At 34.9% G+C, this 20,155-nt stretch carries 15 protein-coding genes, 1 tRNA gene and 1 pseudogene; 8 read left to right on the top strand and 9 right to left on the bottom strand.

Annotated features, from left to right (window positions below):
- Nucleotides 1-97, top strand: a pseudogene (locus tag VB264_RS10080) (IS1 family transposase); the annotation flags it as partial.
- Between the two features lie 113 nt (nt 98-210).
- Here VB264_RS10080 and VB264_RS10075 read toward each other — a convergent pair.
- The 8 genes from VB264_RS10075 to VB264_RS10040 all read right to left on the bottom strand — a co-directional run bounded on the left by VB264_RS10075 (nt 211) and on the right by VB264_RS10040 (nt 9,437).
- Complete coding sequence (locus VB264_RS10075; RefSeq protein WP_323248994.1) at nt 211-897, bottom strand: tyrosine-type recombinase/integrase; 687 nt, start codon at nt 895-897, stop codon at nt 211-213.
- A gap of 152 nt (nt 898-1,049) precedes the next feature.
- Entirely contained in the window at nt 1,050-1,871 is an 822-nt protein-coding gene (locus VB264_RS10070) for a Shedu anti-phage system protein SduA domain-containing protein (protein WP_323248992.1), read from the bottom strand.
- 65 nt (nt 1,872-1,936) lie between these two features.
- The gene (locus VB264_RS10065; RefSeq protein ID WP_323248990.1) at nt 1,937-3,142 is read right to left on the bottom strand and encodes a site-specific integrase; all 1,206 of its coding nucleotides are present in this window, start codon (nt 3,140-3,142) and stop codon (nt 1,937-1,939) included.
- Nucleotides 3,143-3,421: 279 nt separating this feature from the next.
- On the bottom strand, nt 3,422-3,829 hold the full coding sequence (locus VB264_RS10060; protein ID WP_323248988.1) for a response regulator: 408 nt from the start codon (nt 3,827-3,829) through the stop codon (nt 3,422-3,424).
- The gene (locus VB264_RS10055; protein WP_323248986.1) at nt 3,826-4,239 is read right to left on the bottom strand and encodes a sensor histidine kinase; all 414 of its coding nucleotides are present in this window, start codon (nt 4,237-4,239) and stop codon (nt 3,826-3,828) included. Before VB264_RS10055 ends, VB264_RS10060 begins: the two co-directional genes overlap by 4 nt.
- Before the next feature lie 38 nt (nt 4,240-4,277).
- Complete coding sequence (locus VB264_RS10050; protein ID WP_323248984.1) at nt 4,278-4,511, bottom strand: hypothetical protein; 234 nt, start codon at nt 4,509-4,511, stop codon at nt 4,278-4,280.
- A gap of 39 nt (nt 4,512-4,550) precedes the next feature.
- Nucleotides 4,551-5,024 carry a response regulator gene (locus VB264_RS10045; protein ID WP_323248982.1) on the bottom strand — a complete coding sequence of 158 codons (474 nt, stop codon included), beginning with the start codon at nt 5,022-5,024 and terminating at the stop codon, nt 4,551-4,553.
- A 357-nt stretch (nt 5,025-5,381) separates the two neighbouring features.
- Nucleotides 5,382-9,437 carry a hybrid sensor histidine kinase/response regulator transcription factor gene (locus tag VB264_RS10040; protein ID WP_323248980.1) on the bottom strand — a complete coding sequence of 1,352 codons (4,056 nt, stop codon included), beginning with the start codon at nt 9,435-9,437 and terminating at the stop codon, nt 5,382-5,384.
- A gap of 791 nt (nt 9,438-10,228) precedes the next feature.
- On the opposite strand from VB264_RS10040, the gene VB264_RS10035 reads away from it, so the two are divergent.
- Nucleotides 10,229-14,944, top strand: coding sequence for a hypothetical protein (locus tag VB264_RS10035; RefSeq protein ID WP_323248978.1), 4,716 nt, complete (start codon nt 10,229-10,231; stop codon nt 14,942-14,944).
- A gap of 83 nt (nt 14,945-15,027) precedes the next feature.
- Here the strand turns inward: VB264_RS10035 and VB264_RS10030 are convergent, their stop codons facing one another.
- On the bottom strand, nt 15,028-15,246 hold the full coding sequence (locus VB264_RS10030) for a hypothetical protein (RefSeq protein WP_309915034.1): 219 nt from the start codon (nt 15,244-15,246) through the stop codon (nt 15,028-15,030).
- A 153-nt stretch (nt 15,247-15,399) separates the two neighbouring features.
- Here VB264_RS10030 and VB264_RS10025 point away from each other — a divergent pair, with 153 nt between their 5' ends.
- The 6 genes from VB264_RS10025 (at nt 15,400) to VB264_RS10000 (ending at nt 20,072) form a co-directional block, all read left to right on the top strand.
- Nucleotides 15,400-16,854: a BatD family protein gene (locus VB264_RS10025; protein ID WP_323248976.1), complete on the top strand. Its 1,455-nt coding sequence runs from the start codon at nt 15,400-15,402 to the stop codon at nt 16,852-16,854.
- A gap of 56 nt (nt 16,855-16,910) precedes the next feature.
- Entirely contained in the window at nt 16,911-18,020 is a 1,110-nt protein-coding gene (gene aroC / locus VB264_RS10020; RefSeq protein WP_323248974.1) for a chorismate synthase, read from the top strand.
- Between the two features lie 5 nt (nt 18,021-18,025).
- Nucleotides 18,026-18,466 carry a nucleoside deaminase gene (locus VB264_RS10015; protein ID WP_323248972.1) on the top strand — a complete coding sequence of 147 codons (441 nt, stop codon included), beginning with the start codon at nt 18,026-18,028 and terminating at the stop codon, nt 18,464-18,466.
- A gap of 87 nt (nt 18,467-18,553) precedes the next feature.
- The gene (locus VB264_RS10010; RefSeq protein WP_323248970.1) at nt 18,554-19,162 is read left to right on the top strand and encodes a superoxide dismutase; all 609 of its coding nucleotides are present in this window, start codon (nt 18,554-18,556) and stop codon (nt 19,160-19,162) included.
- 97 nt (nt 19,163-19,259) lie between these two features.
- A tRNA-His gene (locus VB264_RS10005) sits at nt 19,260-19,335 on the top strand.
- A 53-nt stretch (nt 19,336-19,388) separates the two neighbouring features.
- On the top strand, nt 19,389-20,072 hold the full coding sequence (locus VB264_RS10000; protein ID WP_323248969.1) for a carotenoid biosynthesis protein: 684 nt from the start codon (nt 19,389-19,391) through the stop codon (nt 20,070-20,072).
- The last annotated feature ends 83 nt before the right edge of the window (nt 20,073-20,155 follow it).

Here is a 20,155-nt window from a genome sequence, read left to right as displayed (position 1 = left end):
TAGATTAGTCAGAAAAGCTTTAAGTTTCTCAAAGTCCCTCGACAATCATATTGGTGCAATAAAATACTTTATTTGTAATTATAATCTTGAAAGATAAACATTACATTTTTAGGACTACCCATTTTACTCATCTTGATGCAAATTTTACAGATTTTTTTACGCTCAAATTAAGCGAAAAGAAAAGAAGTCAATTGGGGAATAGCGAAAAACTTACAAATTAATCACAGCCTCTAAAGCATCATCAGTCATTTTGGTTATAAAGTTTGACTGATACTGCATTGTGGTTTTTATATCGGTATGTCTGTATAACTTTTGAAGAACATTGGCTGGAATTCTGTCTGCTGAGATTTGAGCAAATGAATGTCTGGCAATGTGCATGGTCAAAGGTTTTGTAATCCCTGCTTTTACTACAATCTTTTTTAAATAGTCGTTACAAACTCGATTTCTTGTTTTGATATAATTTAGAACTTCGTTGGCTTTTGAAAGGTCAGGCAATTTAGCAAGGTCATGAAAAACTAAATCATGAGCATTTGTTCCTCTTGGGTACTGTTCCAAAATTTCCAGCACTTTATCAGGAACTTTCAATGAGCCTGTTTTTAGATTCTTGCCCATTGCGTAATACAAGCGGTCATTTTGGAAGTCAGACCATTTTAGGCGTAGAACGTCAGAAATTCTCATTCCTGCAAAATAGAATGAAACTAGAAATAGATTTCTTGAATGATTTTCACCGTCTGACAATTCTAAGCTTTGAATTGCTTTTATTTCATCAATAGTCAATCCAATTTTCATGGAATCTGGAAATTTGATAGAGATTTTCCCCTTGCCCTTACCAAAAGGATAGTATTTTTCTTCAACTAAACCAGAAGAAATTGCTCTATTAAAAATAGTCCTTATCACTACCAAGTGATTGCTGCACCATTACCGCAAGGAATAAAGCTTAGTTGTTTTGTTCAACTATGATTGTTAATACACATTTTACAGAGATTTTTGGTAAAATTAAGTATTATACTTCTATGTTATCAATACAAAATAAGCCTCTTATTTTGGCGTTAGACTATACCAATTTCTGGTAAAATATTGATTTTTTCTTTGGTGAAATCATCAAAATATTTACTATATTTTCTTGCCTCTAATATTGAATCAAGATAGTTGGTATAAAAATGCTTGGTATGTCCTGCCCTGCAAATTGTTTTCCATGTAGAGTCGTTTATGCAAGAAAAAAATGGGTTGGCAAGTTGATTTTTCTTATTGATGTCTTCTAAGAAATGTGTTTGTCCTGAGGAAATTAAAGGCTCATTGGGGAATATCTTTCTACTTTGTGCAATTTCAGATAATTGGTCGTAGGATATTATCTTTATTTTATACTCTTCTGCATATTGTCTACGTTTTTCAAGCTCTTCTTGATTTTCACTTCTCCGACCGATAATAAGCTTAAATTCTATTCTACTTTCATTGATAATCTTAGCATTTGTAGTTGGTAGAAATTTTCTAAAGAAGTGCTTGTCATTTTTCAAAAATCTTTTCCAATCCAATATTTGCTGTAAAGCAGAATTAAATGTAGCGGTTGGCTTACCAGATTTGTCAAAAAGCTTTGCATGAGGGCTTTCTATTTCAATAAGCTCATAAATAGTACCGTCACTATATCCTTCTTTCACCATTACAAAGTCTGTTTCATATTCAGAGCCTAATTTTAGTTTTGAAATAACCAGATAAGTATCGATAGGTGTTAAAAAAAAGTATGGGTTCTCTGAAAGAAATTTGTGATAATCTGCTTCTTTTAAACAATTATTATTTAGCAAGTTAACCCAATCTGTTATTATGTTTTGGTATGTAACCGACTTTGAGATATTTCCCCAATTATAATATTTCATATTTTTATCTTTAATAAATTAAAAAAACTATGAGCTAAATGTTTTATTATTAGAGATATTGAGAACTATAAGTTAATCACAGCCTCCAAAGCATCATCAGTCATTTTGGTCATAAAATTAGATTGATACTGCATCGTGGTTTTTATGTCTGTGTGCCTGTATAACTTTTGAAGAACGTTAGCGGGAATACGATCTGCTGATATTTGTGCAAACGTATGTCTTGCAATATGCATAGATAATGCTTTTGTTAACCCCATCTTATTTGCAACAATCTTCAAATAGTCATTACAACTTCTAACCCTTGATTTTATGTAGCTTTGAACCTCATACAATTTGGATAAGTCAGGCATTTTAGCCAAGTCAAAGAAGACTAAATCATGAGCATTCGAGCCTTGCGGATATTGTTTCAGTATTTCAAGCACCTTATCCGGAACCTTCAACGATCCAGCTTTTAAATTCTTACCCATAGTATAATAAAGGCGATCATTTTGAAAGTCTGACCATTTAAGCCTCAAAACATCGGAAATACGCATCCCAGCGAAATAGAACGAAACCAACCAAAGATTTCGCGCATGATTTTCACCAGATGGCAAATCCAACTCTTCGAGTAATTTAACTTCTTCTGCGTTTAAGCCAATTTTCAAACTATCTGGAAACTTAATCACTGTCTTACCTTTACCGAATGGATAGTTTTTTCTATCCGTAATTCCATCAGCAATAGCCCTATTATATATCGTTCTAATTACGATCAAATGATTGACAGCAGTTCTCTCGGTAATACCGAATGTTCCAATCAAATAAGCTTTAAAATTTTTCAATAAGCCAGGACTAATTTCAGAAAAATTTATGTCTTCATTTTTGAGAAATGTTTTAAATTTTTTTACTCTAGGCTCGTCTGCTGATCTTTGATTGAATTTCCCAGTAGCTTTTAGCTGATTAAGGTAGAGTTCTGCTTGCTTGAAGAATGTCCTATCCTTAGAGGCTGTAACTGCTTTTTTAATTGCCTTGGCAGAAGTATCGGTATTGTTAGCCTCCATCTCAACAAGCTTATCAGTAGCTTCAGCCACCTTCTTTGCAATTAAATTATTTAGCCGTGCGGAGTTTGGGTGTGACTTCTTAACAATTTGCTTTGCACCGTCCCAATCCTTTAGCAAAATGCTATGACCGATGCTTGTTTGTGAAATCTTCCTGTCCTTTATTATTCTTAAATAAAGGTTATGTTTACCCTCTTTATTTGGAGTTTTTCTAAGAACTATGCTTACCGATGCCATATGCTATCTATTTGATAAACAAATATACTGGATTATTGCCAAACATTTGCCAAACAAATTAAGTTTTATAAATTATTTTATAACTCAATATACTCATAACTATTTGTTTTTCAGAACATATCACCACATACAACATCACAATAAACCACAAACTACAGGACTTGAAATCCTGTGAACGCAAGTTCGTACGGGTTCGATTCCCGTCCCCGGTACCAGTTTAAAGAGGGTTTTTACAGTAACATGTAAGAACCCTCTTTTATTTGATATAGAACCTCTCTGTTAAGATTCTTCATGGTTATCAAGTATCTCTTTTAGTTTGGCTGAATCAAAAGGTTTGACCAGATAACCAGCAACTTCTTTAATATTATTGCCCTGTTGAATGTCTGCAGGATCAGTAGAAGACGTAACTATGTAAATAGTAACAGGTTTACTAATCTGTGGTTTGATTGCACTAAATTCTTCTAAAAACAGCCATCCATCTATGAGGGGCATATTGATATCTAAAAAAATAATATCTGGAATATTCTCTGGCTCCATATAATGGCTAACAAAATAATTGATTGCTTCTTCGCCATTAAGAAAATTCCACATTTTATTTACCTGATAATCTTTATTAATCATCCGCTTAATCATATATTGATAGATAGGGTCATCGTCAATAAAACATAGGCTTAATAACTTTTTCATTGCGCTGTACTATTAAAAATTACGGTGAAAATAGAACCTTCATTAACTATACTTTCTATGGTGATTTCTCCTCCCATAGCTTCTACTTGTGTTTTAGTCATAAACAAACCCATACCTCTAGCATGCTTATGTCGATGGAAGGTCTTGTGCATCCCAAATATGTTTCTTCTGTGTTTAGCTAAGTCTATTCCAAGCCCATTATCCTCTACTTTTAAGATTATTTCTCCATGATTATTTTCTGTTTTCAATCGTATCTCAGGAACACGGTCAGGCGAGCTGTATTTAAGAGCATTAGATAATAGATTAAACAGAATGCTTTCCAGATAAACTCTAGGATAACTAATAATAGGCGCCTTATAAAAATCAGTGCTGACAATGGCTTTGCTTTCCGCTAATTGCTCTTTCAACATGCCTTTTACAGAAGCAAAGATATCTTCGAAACTTAATTCTATTCGTTCTGTAATGTTTTCCGAATCACTAAAACGCCTAGCAAAACAAATAAAATAGTAAATATTACGGTTCCGAACGCTGCTGTAATATACTGTGGCATCAGGATTTCAACGATACTAATGCCCAATATCCATTCAAGTAGCCCGATGGTGCCCGACATTATCACACTTATGCCTGTAAGCAGATATAATATCGACGAGTTGAGGATATTCTGAGGGTTACTTAAATGCATGCAATAAACTTGAGAGGTAGTGTATTAGAGAAACTGATTTTAAATACAATGTTGTTTAAACATCGGAAAGCTTAGCTTATTAAAACCATGGTGGACTAATGATTTCAAATTTTTATTACTATCACCATAACTATTTAAAGTGAGCATATATTGAATCAGACCGACTAAGTCAGTTTTTATATTACTTGCTTTGGATAAAAAGCAATCTGCCCCTGCTTCTAATATTCGATTGATGGAGGTTTCATCCTCCAAGGTAGACATCGCAATTATTTTTATCGAAGGCCAGTTCCTTCTTACGATATGGGCCGTGGTAAAGCCGTCCATTCTTGGCATTTCAATATCAAGAATTATCATATCTGGCAAATAACTACTTTGCTTGATTTTGGTAATACATTCTTCCCCATTCTCGGCTTGGAAAGGGATATTCCATTTGTGCTTTTTTAGTTCTGTACTCACTAATGTTCGGACGAGAGAATTATCATCTACTATGGCGATTGAATATGGAGTAAACATATTAATTATAGGGTTATTATTAGATTGATTTTGAATAATGGTATAACAACTAAACTATATAAGATTCTACTTTATCAGATAGGGATTTTGAACTATTATTGATGCTCAGCTTATAAATAATTATCTACTCTTTGAAATACTTAAGCGGAATCTCAAAATCATTTCTTCATTAAATTAGTGGTTAGGAAATCGTTACTTAATCATGTCCTTAGGGATTAACAAAAGTATGAAATAAGTTACCCATAGGATTTTCGATTGGTTTCAAATATGTTTCTATTGGTTGCATCAGATAAAAAAAAAGGTATAGCATTATTGTATATAACAATGCTATACCTTTTTTTATCCTCTAATAATCAATCACTTATTCATTGCACTTGGAGAAAACCCGAACTCTTCCTGAAACGAAGTTGAAAAATGTCCAGCATTTTTATATCCTGTTTTCCAAGCTACTTCTGAGATATTGAAACTACTAGTTTCTAGCATAATTTTGGCTTGGGCTAGTCGGTAAGAACGTATAAAGTCAGAAGGAGAAACGCCTATCAAAGTCTTCATCTTTCGAAATAGTTGTGAACGACTCATACCTATTTCTTGGCAGAGTTGAGATAGCCCAAAATTCTCATCTGCAAAATTTCCATGTACAATTGATGTCACCTTTTTAACAAAAGCATGTTCCCGTTCATAAATTTCCTCTGGTAAGTCTTCTGTGACAATATCAATATTAATGACTTTTTCTATAGGGCTATTTTGCGAGAAATATGCCTGTAAACGCTTTTGTTTTTGCACTAACATTTCCAGTTGTACGACCAACTCTTCTTTATTAAAAGGCTTGGCCATATAAACATCTGCACCATGCTTTAGTCCAGTTATTTTAGAATCAGTATCCACTTTAGCGGTTAGTAGAATTATTGGAATGTGGCTTGTACGTTGGTCACTTTTTAAGGTTTCACATACTTGATAACCGTCTTTTCCGGGCATCATCACATCACTGATGATAATGTCAGGAGTATGTTCTATGGCTTTTTCAATACCAACTATACCATTATACGCTACATCCAATTGGTATAATCCGTACAGACAAGTTTTGAGAAAAATAACCAAATCGGCATTGTCTTCGATAATAAGAAGATGTGGTAAGGAATTATCAATTGCCGAAGAAGATATGGAAGTAATACTTTCACGGTTCATAAAATTTACAGAAGAAATATATTTTTCTGATTTCGGAGGACCCGCCACAATAGGTGCTTTGTTGGTGATGGGTAATTTAACGATAAACGTAGTGCCTTTTCCAAGTTCGCTCTCTACAAAGACTTCCCCATTCATCAGTTTAATCATCTCATGGGCATGTGCCAAACCAATGCCAGTTCCCTCACGTTGCCTAGTATGTGAATTATCGATTTGATAGAAACGCTCGAATATATATGTCAGTTCTTTTTTAGCGATTCCTATACCTGTATCTTGTACTTCGATACTCAATCTATTATCTTCTTGCTTTAATCTAATTGTAATTTCTCCTCCTGACGGTGTAAATTTAATTGCGTTAGAAATAAGATTTGTCAATATTTGTTTTATCTGCTCTTCGTCATAATCCATTACCCGTATATTCAAAGCACTGAAGAATCGTAACGATAAATTCTGGCTGTTGGCATAGGCTTGGAAAGAGTCTGTGAGATAGCGTAAATAAGAAACGATATCTGCCTGTTGGAAATGTAACTGAAATGAGTTGTCAGAAAGCTTAGATAAATCGAGCAACTGGTTGATGAGTCTAAGCAGGTTTTCACCATTGGTTTGGATAAGTCGCGCCCCTTCTTCAAGATATTTCTCGGGTTGATTTCGAATTTGATCTACCATACCCAAAATTACAGTCAGTGGTGTTCTGAATTCATGGGTAAGATTGGTATAAAGACGATTTTTGAACAAATCAAGTTCTTTCAGCCGTTGGGCTTCCTGTTGTTTCATCTTCAGCTCATTTTGAAGAATCAATCTCTTTTTCAAAATATTATACATCACTAAGCAAAAAGCCGAAAACAGGACAATATAGATAGTATATGCCCACCAAGATGCCCACCAAGGTGGATAGACTATTATTTTTACCGCCATTTCATTTGAGCGCCACCGTCCTCTGCTGTCTCGTGCTTTCACCCTTAAAGTATATTCTCCGCTAGGCAAGCTGTTAAAATGTGCAAAATTGAATTTGGAAGGAGATGACCAACTGTCTTTATAACCATCAATCTTATAACTATAAAATACTTCTTTGGGGTTGTCATAGTCAGTAAGCGTATATTCAAAGGTATAAGACCAATCCCAATCATTGAAATGTATTTCTGGCTGACTAGCGAATGAGGTTTTCCTCAGTACTGTATCCCGTTTTTCATCTGTATATTCTAAAGCAGTAAGTACAAGCTTTGCCTTTTGGTTTCTATCTACTCTGGTGATATAAGATTGCATCAAATCTTTTGGAAAAAAGGCATTCACCCCGCGCATTCCACCGAAAAACATCCGACCATTTTTAGCTTTGAAAAATGACTTACGGTTAAATTCGTTAAAAGTTAGTCCATCCTCCTCTAGAAAATTATTGAAAACTTTGGTGGGTAAATGAAAACGAGATAGCCCATGGTTAGTACTTAGCCACAGGCATGAATCTCCTTCCATCAACATCCCACTGATAAAGTTATTGGGTAAGCCCTCAGAAATAGTATATTGACGGTGAGAGCCATTAAACGGATTTACCCATACTAAGCCAGCATCTGTACCTAGCCAAAGATTCCCTTTACTGTCCTCCTCAATCGCCAATATACGAGATATAGGCAATCTCCAAGTTTTAGGATCATACCATTGTTGTACCTTCGTTTTGGGGTCATACTGCAATAATCTACCTTTAAAACTCAGCCATATTTTCCCGCTTTTCATGCCTGCATGCAAAGCTTCAGTTGTATTTAATAACTTGTCGGGCAAGTCAAATTCTTTCTCCCACTTTATTTGATTATTCGCTTTATTCAAACGATATAATGTGTAATGCGTTATCCACCAAAGTGTTCCGTATTTGTCTTTAGTAAAAAAACCATTATCGTCAAGTATTTTTTTCTTAAATGGGCTTGGAACTTCTATTATTTTACCAGAATTCGGTTCTAATGCTTGAAAGCCATTAACCCAGATAATATCTCCATCGGTATACAAATCATACAACTTTACAGTACCTGGGAATAAATAAGTTCGTAGTGTTTGTTTTTTAACAGGGTCAAATTTGGCAATTCCAGTATAATATACGCCGTACATCATGCCTTGTGCATCTTCTGTCAATCCACGGAAACTATAATTAGCATTAACATTATTCATGCCACTGAAATAAGTATCAAAAGGATTTGGCCACGGTCTTACTTTTAGCAAGCCCAGTCTGGTTTCTACCCATACTATTCCCGTATTATCTTGAAACAATCCTAAGAAGTCGTTATTATTCGGCAATAATTGTTTTAGTTCTTCATGAAAATTGTATAGTTTATCCGCACGAGCATCGTAATAAATAAGACTTCTGTCGTAACCGCATGCCCATATACTACCATTTTTTTCTGTAATAAATCTCCTTATTTTAATTTTGTTAGGCTTCAGTAGTCGATTGACAGCGTGTGGTAAAAATTTATTTTTACTTTTATCCAACTGATAAAAAAGAGTATTTGATAAAAGTGCTACCGACCCCTTCATATAAGGTTGAAACCACATGTCACCACAATTCTTACATACATTATCTAATGGCGTTGCTGTAGTAATTTTCCCAGCTTTATTGATGTGATATACTGTGTCTTCATAAGTTAAAGAATAATCATAATCGTTAATATTACGCCAATAATAGGCACTTAACAAGTCAGGATATTGTGTACCTCCAATAGTACCCGATTTATCTATTTTACAAGACCAAGCTCGCTGAGACATCACCTCTACTTTGGTCATTAGCCTAGTATTTTGCCCATCAATAGGCCAAAACCTAAGCCTACCTCCTAGGGTATTCTTTACTTTTAGATTGATAGGTTGCCAATGCTCTTTTTTGGGATTAAATAAAAATTGATGATGCTCACTCCACACAAATAGTAAGGAATCTTGGTACAAAGTCAAACCTGATATGTACTCCTGTTTGGCTGTTAATACATCAGGAGTTGGATAGATTAAAAAATTATATCCATCATAGCGGTGGATTTTCCCATCATTTATAAACCAAATAAAACCTTGGTCATCTTGTGTTACTGAAGACGTGTGGTTTCCAGCAAGTCCGTTATCCGTGCTAAAAAATTCGAAAGTTGCTTTTTGTGCAACGACAGAACTCGCCAATAACAATAATGACGCAATGGTAAGAATAGCTTTATTTATATGCGCTTTCAACAAGAAATACGCATCCATGTGGCGGTATGGAATAGTTTTTATCATAGGTAATGACATCAGAGGTAGAAAGACCCAATTTTTATACTACTAGAGCAGAATATAACTAACCTATTATCTAAAGCTTTTAAAACTAAGTTAGCATAAGGGTTTGATAAGTAATACTATTTTTAATGAGTAATAGTTCGTCAAAATCCTGTTTTCAATTAATTGATAAAACAACGTCTGTGGTAATTTTGGGGGCATAACCACTTATACTGGTTCCAGATACTCCCGACTGGTCTTTCAGGCTAATGTTGATATGATGTATTATATTCATATGATTTTGGTATGTTATTAACAATTAGTAGGTGAATGAGCTGGAAATTGTTTGAAAAGAGCCTTTACCATAGGACTTTTTTTACCCTAATTTAATCATTTTGAAGCAAATAAACAAAAACGAGGCATATTGATAACAAAAGGATGACGGTAATCTTTAGTCGCTTCCTATACTTTAGATGAACAATTGTGCCATCTTCAAGCATTAGGTAGGCAGTTAGTTAATATCAGCCATTACGCTTGATAAAGCAGTCCGAAATTATGGAGTAAATTTACAAGGAGAATAAATTACAATAACAGATTGAGATAACGCATTTACCTTTTCTTCTTTTATTGCTATTTTTCCATTACATATTTTACCCCCCTTATTTATTTTCCTTGTATACCCTTCCTCCTATTTCATCTGAAATGTTGATATTTGTGCATTCTTTTCTTGCTGAAACCTTAATAAGAATACTTCGTTTGGTAATGAAATACTATACGTAGTGATTTCGTTTATTTCTTTGAAGCTAACTCCTACAATGATGACAATAAAACGCTTTTATTTAATTTTTGGACTTATTTTATGTTGCTTAACGGCTCATACACAAGCCTTAAAGCTCTCTGAAAAGCCCGAAGAATTTTTAGCAGATGCCAAAAATGTTTTAATGGCTTCTGGAAATCCTCCGGCAAGCTATATCATACAAAATCTGGAGAAAAACTGGAATTCTGGTACGTTATCAGAAACGCAAAAAGCAGCTTTGGCAAAAACTGCCAGTTTTATGTTAAAAAAAGGCTACAAATCGCCTCAGTTTATTCCATTTTTTGATGCTACCAACCTTGGACTTTCAAGTGGGATACTCACACAAGCCAGTTTTGATAATTATTTAAGTACCTTACAAAAATCTGTAGAAACAGGAGATGTAAAAACTACTACAAAATACATTGATGTATGCCGGCTATTTTTCAAAAACTATAGCCTTTATTTTACCAATTTCAACCGTTTGTATGCTTATAATGGTACGGTAAGTTTTAAATATAATGACCAGAAGACAGAGGTTTTTAAAACTGAGAAAGCAACTACTTCGCCTACGAGTACTACTTCTGATGCAGCTAAGAAGGCTGCTTTTGATGATTGGGATACACCAGCCCCAGCTAATAACGGTAGTGCAGCAACCCCTCCGTTAGACGAACCAGTTGCTCAATTCTTAAATCCAGGCCCCAGTATTGAATTCAATGCCATTAATCTAGCGATAGTTACGGCAAATGATTCAGCCATTTTAGTCAATACCAAAGCATTTTTAGATGTAAAAGAAGGCGTTTTGATAGGCAGTGGTGGCAAGTTCTCTTGGGAGACTGTTGGTGTGCCAGAGATATTTGTCAACCTAGATAATTATAGCATGGCTATTAGAAACCCTAAGCTTAATGCTGATTTGGCAACACTAAACTACCCTGAAAAATTAACCAATCCTATCAAAGGGATTTTTGAGTTTCAGAGTAGAAAAAGAACAAAGAACTCCTCCGCTATTTATCCAAGGTTTATGTCATTGCAAAATGATGTTACCTTAAAAAACAGCAATGATATTGCCTATACAGGTGGTTTTACGATTGTTGGCACTAAAATATCTAGTGCCTCTGTGCAGTCGAAATATGCCACTATCTTAGTCAAAAAAGATGGTAAAACAGCCTTTAAGGTTATCAGTAAAAGGTTCGATATTAGTGATTCTTTGATTACTTCTCCTTCGGCAATTTTTACTGGATATTTTGCGTCTCAGGATTCCCTTTATCATCCTTCTGTCAAACTTAATTACAATCGTCAATTACAATATTTACGCCTTAATAAGGTAGATGAAGGTGGTTTCAGAGAATCATCTTATTCAGACAGCTACCATAAATTAGACATTACCTCAGACGTAATGCGTTGGAATCTGAGAGATAAGAAAATGGATTTCATGATTGTTACGGCAAAAAACATCGTTCCTGCCTTGTTTGAGTCTTACGATTATTTCAATCCTGAACGCTTTGCTAAAATATCTGCTAATTATAGTTTCAATCCGTTGTTGGTAGTTTCCAATTATATTAAGAAAAACAACCTTCAATCTACCACTCTTAGCGACCTTGCCGTTGCCTACAAAAAAGATGCGGCAGCCCTAAAGCCTGTGTTTTTGGAAATGATGCAAAAAGGATATTTTGATTATGACCCTGATGTAGAAAAACTCAAAATTTCGAGAAAAGGACAACATTATCTGGCAGTTTTTACAGCTAAAAAAGATTATGACAACTTTTTGATTCCATCTTTTTATGCATCAAGCTCAAAAGATTCTACTGCCAATGCATCTTTAGATTTGAACAACAATCAATTAATCATTAGAGGGGTAAAACAATTCTATCTTTCAGATTCGCTGAATGTTTACATGGCTCCTTACGACAATATCATCAAAGTAAACAAAGACCGTAACTTTGGGATTAGTGGTGAGCTTAAAACAGGAAATTTCAGATTTAGGGGTAGAGATTTATCTTTTAATTACAATGAGTTCAGTGTGAAATTGGATAAAATAGATTCCATTACTTTCATTCCTCAAAAAGAATTAGCTAAAAAAGGACACACAGAAATTGGGGGAGATTTAAAGTACGAAGCAGGCGTAATTTATATCAACAAACCTGATAATAAGTCTGGGCGACAAAGAATGTTAGAGTACCCCCGTCTGGTTGTGCCTACTGGTGTAACTGCCTACTTCGACCACCCGTGGAGAGTGAATGGTATTTATAACCAAAAAATATACTTCAAAGTACCAAGCATCGACTTTGATAGTTTGAATATCAAAGACATCAATTTTGTGGGTACTTTTTATTCAGATGGCATTTTCCCTCCTTTCAAAGAAACCCTTATTTCAATGCCTGATAATACATTGGGCTTTAGTCATAAAGTACCTGAGGGGAAATACAATTTATACAATAGCAAAACCTTTGTAAAATTCAGCTCAAATTTATTGATGGATAGCAAAGGCTTGCATACTGAAGGAGAAATAAATCACCTTACGGCACAAATCAAAGCGAAAGAAGCCTTGTTTACGCCTGATTCGGTTACTGCTACGGGTACGACGGGGATTATTAATGAGGGAGAGTTTGGCAAGGCATATTTTACCAAAGTAGCCATCAATAACTTTAAATTGAAATGGCAACCTAAGGTAGATAGTATGCTGATTGAAACGCAGAAAAACACTTTTGACTTTTATGCAGGAAGCTCTAAACTGGAGGGTAAACTCCTAGTTCGCCAAACGGGTTTATTTGGTTTTGGTAAAGTAAAAAGGCTGGACTCTGAAATCGGGTCAAATAATTTCAAATTTGGCAAAGGTGTCTTTACTGCCGAATTGGCTGATTTATTTGTGGGGAACAACCTAAGTGTAGCAAAACCTGCCCTTCTTGGTAAAAAAATGAATATCAATTTTAATATTCAAACGGGTCTAGTAAGTATCAAAACCCCTACGAACCTGAAATTGGAAGATTCTACTAGCTTGTATTTTCCTTATACGGCCTATCAAACCTCAATCAATAGTGCCGAATGGGATATTAACAAGAAATTAATCACGATGAAGGGGGATGTACGAAATACTACTTTCTCATCAATGGAGCCAAGCCAAGAGGGACTATCATTTAATGGTTCAGAGGCTTTGTATAATATCGAAAAACAATCGTTGAACATCAATGGTGTTCCTTTTATTAAATCTGCTGATGCTAAAATTATTCCAGACAAAGGAGCGGTTGTTGTGAGTAAAGATGCCGAAATGAAAGATTTTCATCAGGCAAAAATCGTCTTGGATACCATCAATTCTTATCATCGTTTAGTGAATGGAAATATTAAGATTTTATCAAGATTCAAGTTTGAAGGCGACGCAATCTACCGATACGTCAATTCAGCGGGCGATAGCTTGAATATCAAGATGGGCAACTTTGATTTCAAAGAAGTGGTGCTAGACAATCGTAAGAAAACCAAGGGATATATTACTACTGCCAAAGCGAATATCGAACAAAGTAACAAGTTTTACCTTTCGCCTAAATTGATTTACCGCGGAGAAATCAGCATGATTTCAAATGACAAGAACCTTACTTTAAATGGCTTTGTGCGTCCTGATACCAAAACCAAAAAGTATGATACCAATTGGATAGTGTACAAAGGTAATAGTCGCGATAGTGTGAATATTGATGTACAACCTACTTTACTAGGTGAAGGCAATACTCCATTGTTTGCTGGACTACATTTTAGAACAGCTTCAAGTGGTTTATATTCTACGTTCTTATCGAACAAAGAGGATGCTAAAGACGAAGATATTTTTGTAGCGAAAGGAGCATTCAGGGATATTGCAAAGACATCTCGTTTTGAAATTGGTGCCGACGATAAAGCTCAATCTTATGAAGCCAATCGTTATATTTTTGATGATGCTAAAAAGACGCTGAAACTAGAAGGGGCATTTAATTTCTTTAATCCTAGTACGTTATTACAGACTGCTGGCTTTGCTGAAATGAGGGTGGATAGTGGAAAATATAAATTCGACCAGATGTTGGTGGTTAATTTTCCAATGCCTGCCGAAGTACTAAAAGCAATGGCCGATAAGATTGTAAAAATAAATTTAGAGTCTCGTGATAATGTTAGTGCCGACGACCCTGATGATAAAGAACATTACTTATCGAAACTCGCTAATATTTTGGGTGGGAAAACCGTCGCTTCTTTTGAAAGACGTGTAAAAAATGAACACGTACCTCTTTATTCAATTTCATCTAAACTGAATACGACGATGGTTATTTCAAAAGCTAATTTGCGGTATTCAGACCAACATGCTTCTTTTTATAGTGTTGGCAAATTGGCAATTGCAAATATTGGAGGAACAGATATTAATGCCGAGATTGAAGGAATGCTTGAAATTAAAAAAACCAATGAGGGGGATGAGTTCTATCTTTATTTAGAACCTTCAGAAGATATTTGGTATTTTATGGGTTACTTGAAAAACGAGATGGGTGTCATCTCATCTGATGGTGAATTTAATAATGCTGTTGCCGCCAAATCGAAAGGAGTTAAAAAAGGGAGTGGTAAAAATGCGTATGCATTCTTAGGCGTTGGTGCTGAGGAAAAAATTGCTTTTTCAGAAAGATTCGTGGATAACTATAGAACCAGGGTAGAAAAAGGTAAGAAAATAGTTAATAAAAAAGACGAAAAACCTAAAGTTGAGAAGAAGAAAGAAGAAGCGAAAGAAGGTTTTTAATAAAACTAAAGCCCTGCTAATTAAAAATTAACAGGGCTTTCTTAATCTTTTTTTGGTGTCTAGAATTCGGTGTTTAGGAAACTTCACTGAGCCAATACATTCATTTTTCGACGTAGTCTGTTAAAACATTTTTCGATAACTTGATTATAGATTTTCCCAAATTTATCATAACACCACGCTTGCAATTCACTTACTTCATCAGATAATAGTGTCTTGATTGCTTTTTTTAATTCTTTCTCGAATAACTTTGCATCAAAACTAACTTTTTCCAAAATAACTTTGACATAGTTTAAGGTAATCATAGCTTTTAAATGGATTTAATAAAGTAACAATACAAAACAAATCTCTATCAAATTTATCATACAAACTCCTGAAAATCAAGTGTTTTAGCAAAAAAATGATGCTTTTTTTATATCATTAATATATTAATTTTTTGAACGTTTATTTAGACAACGGTGAAACAAAAAAAATATTATATAATTATTTCAATATTTTTTTATTCTTTAGTGTGTTTCCGCTCTAAGGGTCAGGATAATGATGTATCATTGGTAATAGGAGAAAAAAATATTTCTATGAATGATCCGTTTGTGCTTACCGTAGTAGTTAAATATACTGGCGAAGCTCAAATACCGACCTGCAAATTTCCCGACTTACCCAATTTTACAAAAAAAGGTTTTTCAAAATCAACCTCACATTCTTTTGTAAATGGACAAGCAATCTCTACTTGTAATATCACCCAAAACTATTCTCCACAAAAAATAGGTACGCTTAAAGTCCCTTCTTTCAAAGTAAATGTCAATGAGCTCAATATAAAAGCAGATGGTTTTACGGTGAAGGTAAAAAAAGCGAGCCAACAACAATCTAACCCTGAAAAAAAAGACATTTCAGTAGGTAATGAAGACTTTACTGATTTTATCGAAGGCACTCAATCGGAGATAAAAAATGCTAAAAACGATGCTTTTTTAACACTCAGTACTAATAAAAGCAGTCTTTTCGTCGGTGAAGGCTTCACTGTTACCTTGGCTTTCTATGTAGCTGATAATAATGGAACTGAAATGGAATTTGATAATAATACTATTCAAATTCCAGAGATTACTAAAAAATTAAAACCTGAAAACTGTTGGGAAGAAAGTTTTGGTATCACAGAAGCTCAAGAAGGGCAGTTGGTTTTAAATGGCAAAACTTACACGCAATACAAATTTTATCAAGCTACTTTCTATCCATTAAATAACAAAGAAATTATTTTCCCGTCGGTTAGTTTAAAATTGATAAAATACACGGTGGGGAAAAATGGGGAGAAAATACCTGAGCCAATTACTTTCAAGACCAAAGTATTGGCCATAAAAACGAAAGATTTACCTAACCATCCTCTTAAACAGGAAGTATCAGTAGGAGATTTTTCGTTAAAAGAGGTCATCAATAAAAATAGTATTAATACAGGGAAATCAGTTCAATATCGCATTCAGATTACAGGGGATGGTTATAATATAAAACTACCCGAAATGAAGAATGACAACCTTTTTGACTTTTTCCCTCCAGAAATAAATTCTAGTGCTTATCCAGAAAATGGAAAAGTTGTTAGCACAAAAACCTTTACTTTTCTGATAATTCCAAAACAGGCTGGTAACTTTGCACTCGATAAGTATTTTAAATGGGTATATTTTAATACTAAAACCGAGAAATATGATACCTTAAAATCAAAACTTCAACTAAAAGTAAGTGGGCAAACCATTAAAACAGCCGATACTCCCCTAACGGTAGTATCAGTTTATGATGGTTTGAAAGATAAAGATTCGTCTGATGCACCGAACAATTTTGGTAAATTTTTAAAAGACGAAGCTAATATTCTTATCACCATTATGTTGATAGGTATGGTGTATATTTTATTACCCAATAAAAAGCGGAAATAAGTTAAGAGCAATCAAAAAATGAAGTAACAGTTCTCGTTATTTCTTATATCACTCACATGAGCAGTACATACGGTAAATTATTCAAGATTAGTACATTTGGCGAGTCGCACGGAACAGCAGTTGGCGTAATTGTAGATGGATGTCCGGCGGGAATTGATTTCGATACGGCTTTCATTCAAAGCGAATTAGATCGTCGTAAACCAGGGCAATCCAGAATTACTACTCAACGCCGTGAAGCCGATGAATTTCGAGTATTATCTGGCATTTTTGATGGTAAAACTACAGGCACACCCATAGCCATGATGGTATTGAACGGCGACCAACGTTCAAAAGATTATTCACACATCGCACAACAGTTTCGCCCCTCACACGCTGATTATACCTATACAGCCAAATATGGTAATCGCGATTATCGTGGTGGTGGACGTAGCTCTGCCCGTGAAACCGTAGCAAGAGTAGCCGCGGGCGCCTTGGCAAAATTGATTTTAAAACAAATTGGTGTTGATATTAAATCTTATGTTTCGCAAGTAGGCAAGTTAAAGTTATCCACACCTTACCAACAATTGGATTTGAATTTGGCGGAAGAAAATGCCGTTCGCTGTCCAGACCCAGTCGTTGCGCAACAAATGTTTGATTTGATTGATGAAACCCGTAAAAAAGGAGATTCAATTGGTGGCGTAGTAAACTGCGTAATTACGGGTACTCCAGTGGGCTTAGGCGAGCCTGTTTTTGATAAACTTCATGCAGAATTAGGCAAAGCGATGCTCAGTATCAATGCCGTAAAAGGTTTTGAATACGGAAGTGGATTTGAAGGCGTAGAGATGTATGGTTCGGAACATAATGATGAAATGTTTTTGGATGAACAGAACCGAGTGAAAACCAAAACAAATTATTCAGGTGGTGTTCAAGGCGGTATCTCTAACGGTGAAGATATTTATTTTAGAGTGGCCTTCAAACCTGTTGCTACGATTATGCAAGACCAAGACAGCGTAGATGCTGATGGCAATGCCGTTGTGGTGTCGGGTAAAGGTCGCCATGACCCTTGTGTTGTACCTCGTGCAGTGCCTATTGTTGAAGCAATGGCAGCCTTGGTATTGGTAGATTTTTATTTAAGAAATAGAGCTACCCATAAAGTTGCTGAAAAAATTTCATCTGATATTGCTTAGCAAATATGTATTTTTCTGACGAATACTTTATGAGAATTGCTTTACAGCAAGCAGCGATAGCCTTTGATGAAGGGGAAATTCCTGTGGGTGCCATTATAGTTTGTCAGAACCAAGTAATTGCCAAAGCTTATAATCAAACAGAAAAATTAAATGATGTAACGGCACATGCTGAAATGTTAGCCATTACGGCTGCTGCACAAACTTTAGGCTCAAAATATCTCAAAGATTGTACGTTATATGTCACTTTAGAGCCTTGTGTAATGTGTGGTGGCGCGATTTTTTGGTCTCAACTAAGTAGAATTGTGTGGGGTGCTTCAGATGACAAACGGGGTTTTAAAAAATTAGGTGCTTCCATTATGCATCCTAAATCAACCATTTCATTTGGTGTTTTACAAGAAGACTCAACGCTCTTATTGAAGAGATTTTTTTCCCAATTAAGAACTTAATTACAATTTTGATAGTTTTTGAAACAACATGAGTAGAGAGTTCTCTCTAACTCCTTAACTATAATAATTAAATAACTCCTTAAAAAAATGGCATTCGTATTAGACCCTTTACCTTATGCAAATGATGCTTTAGAGCCTCATTTTGATGCGTTGACAATGGAAATTCACCATGATCGTCACCATAACACTTATGTTACTAACCTAAATGGTGCTGTAGCTGGTACTGAATTAGAAGGAAAATCACTTGAAGAATTGATTTCTGACGTAAGCAAGTACTCTCCTGCAATTCGTAACAACGGTGGAGGCCACTGGAACCATACATTTTTCTGGAATATCCTTTCTCCAAATGGTGGTGGTTCACCAGTAGGTACTTTAGCGGAAGCTATTACTACAAAATTTGGTTCATTCGATGCTTTCAAAGACGAATTCAAAAAAGCAGGTTTAACAAGATTTGGTTCAGGTTGGGCATGGTTAGTAGTTACTGCTAATGGTTTAGCGATATCTTCAACACCTAATCAAGACAATCCATTAATGGATATTGCTGAGATAAAAGGTACTCCTATCATCGGTTTAGATGTTTGGGAACACGCATATTATTTAAAATTCCAAAACAAACGTCCTGATTATATCGATTCTTTCTGGAATTTGGTAGATTGGGAAAGTGCTGAAAGCCGTTATAAAGCTGCTAAAGCTTAATTAGTTAGCTATAAATAACAATTTTTTTGTAAGAATTTCTTCAAAAAAATTGTTATTTATTAATTCAACTACTACCTTTGCAGTCCCAATACAACACGGAGGTTGTAGCTCAGTTGGTTAGAGCATCGGTTTGTGGTTCCGAGGGTCGTGGGTTCGAGCCCCATCTTCCTCCCTAGGTCTTGTCAATACGACAAGACCTTTTTTTTTAGGCAATCCTTGATCACTAATGAACCTTTCAACAATACAAACGTTGCTCAATACGCGCTATCGCAAAATAGTTTTTACAATATTGTCATTGATGTATCTTGTCGGATTTATCGGTTTAATGATTCCCTTAACCCGCGAATATTTCAAACTATTATCACCCTTCAATCTTTGGATTTCGTTAATTCTTTTGCTCCTTTTCCAACAAGACTTTCAGCTAAAGTTTATTCTTTTTGCCATCATTACTTTTCTAATAGGCTTTTTTGTTGAAGTACTGGGCGTACATACAGGTATTATTTTCGGGCAATATTATTATGGAAAAACATTGGGGATTCAACTATTTGATGTTCCCATCGTAATTGGTGCCAATTGGTTTATTTTAGTTTACAGTTCGGGTCATATCATTGAAAAATTATTCAAAAACTTAAACCCATTCTTTGGGCGTAATATTCTACTATCTACCGTAGCTGCTAGCCTGATGGTATGCTTAGATTTAATAATTGAGCCCGTTGCCATACGTTTAGATTTTTGGCAATGGCACTTCAACAAAATACCTATTCAAAATTACGTTGGTTGGTTCATTATTTCATTTGGGCTACAATATTATTTCATCAGTAGTAAATTCCTTAAAAACAATGCATTAGCACCCTTACTTTTTTATTTACAATTTATCTTTTTTCTACTTCATTCTATATTCTCTACCTAGACAACTTTAATTTTTTTGTATAGTTTTGTAAACCTTTTTTTAAACATGGCGTTTATACCCTAGACACTGGCATTATTTCATAA

The organism is Arcicella aquatica (assembly GCF_034928825.1).
In the GTDB taxonomy this organism is placed as follows: Bacteria; Bacteroidota; Bacteroidia; order Cytophagales; family Spirosomataceae; genus Arcicella; species Arcicella aquatica.
The sequence above is the reverse complement of the archived record's forward strand: the minus strand, read 5'-3'. Positions and strand labels throughout refer to the sequence as shown.

Bases quoted from the DNA above. Each gene is read 5' to 3' on its own strand.
- VB264_RS10035 (WP_323248978.1), top strand. From the start codon at position 10,229: ATGATGACAATAAAACGCTTTTATTTAATTTTTGGACTTATTTTATGT.
- VB264_RS10030 (WP_309915034.1), bottom strand. From the start codon at position 15,246: ATGATTACCTTAAACTATGTCAAAGTTATTTTGGAAAAAGTTAGTTTT.
- VB264_RS10000 (WP_323248969.1), top strand. From the start codon at position 19,389: ATGAACCTTTCAACAATACAAACGTTGCTCAATACGCGCTATCGCAAA.
- VB264_RS10055 (WP_323248986.1), bottom strand. From the start codon at position 4,239: ATGTTGAAAGAGCAATTAGCGGAAAGCAAAGCCATTGTCAGCACTGAT.
- VB264_RS10010 (WP_323248970.1), top strand. From the start codon at position 18,554: ATGGCATTCGTATTAGACCCTTTACCTTATGCAAATGATGCTTTAGAG.
- aroC (WP_323248974.1), top strand. From the start codon at position 16,911: ATGAGCAGTACATACGGTAAATTATTCAAGATTAGTACATTTGGCGAG.
- VB264_RS10040 (WP_323248980.1), bottom strand. From the start codon at position 9,437: ATGATAAAAACTATTCCATACCGCCACATGGATGCGTATTTCTTGTTG.
- VB264_RS10015 (WP_323248972.1), top strand. From the start codon at position 18,026: ATGTATTTTTCTGACGAATACTTTATGAGAATTGCTTTACAGCAAGCA.
- VB264_RS10050 (WP_323248984.1), bottom strand. From the start codon at position 4,511: ATGCATTTAAGTAACCCTCAGAATATCCTCAACTCGTCGATATTATAT.
- VB264_RS10070 (WP_323248992.1), bottom strand. From the start codon at position 1,871: ATGAAATATTATAATTGGGGAAATATCTCAAAGTCGGTTACATACCAA.
- VB264_RS10060 (WP_323248988.1), bottom strand. From the start codon at position 3,829: ATGAAAAAGTTATTAAGCCTATGTTTTATTGACGATGACCCTATCTAT.
- VB264_RS10065 (WP_323248990.1), bottom strand. From the start codon at position 3,142: ATGGCATCGGTAAGCATAGTTCTTAGAAAAACTCCAAATAAAGAGGGT.
- VB264_RS10045 (WP_323248982.1), bottom strand. From the start codon at position 5,024: ATGTTTACTCCATATTCAATCGCCATAGTAGATGATAATTCTCTCGTC.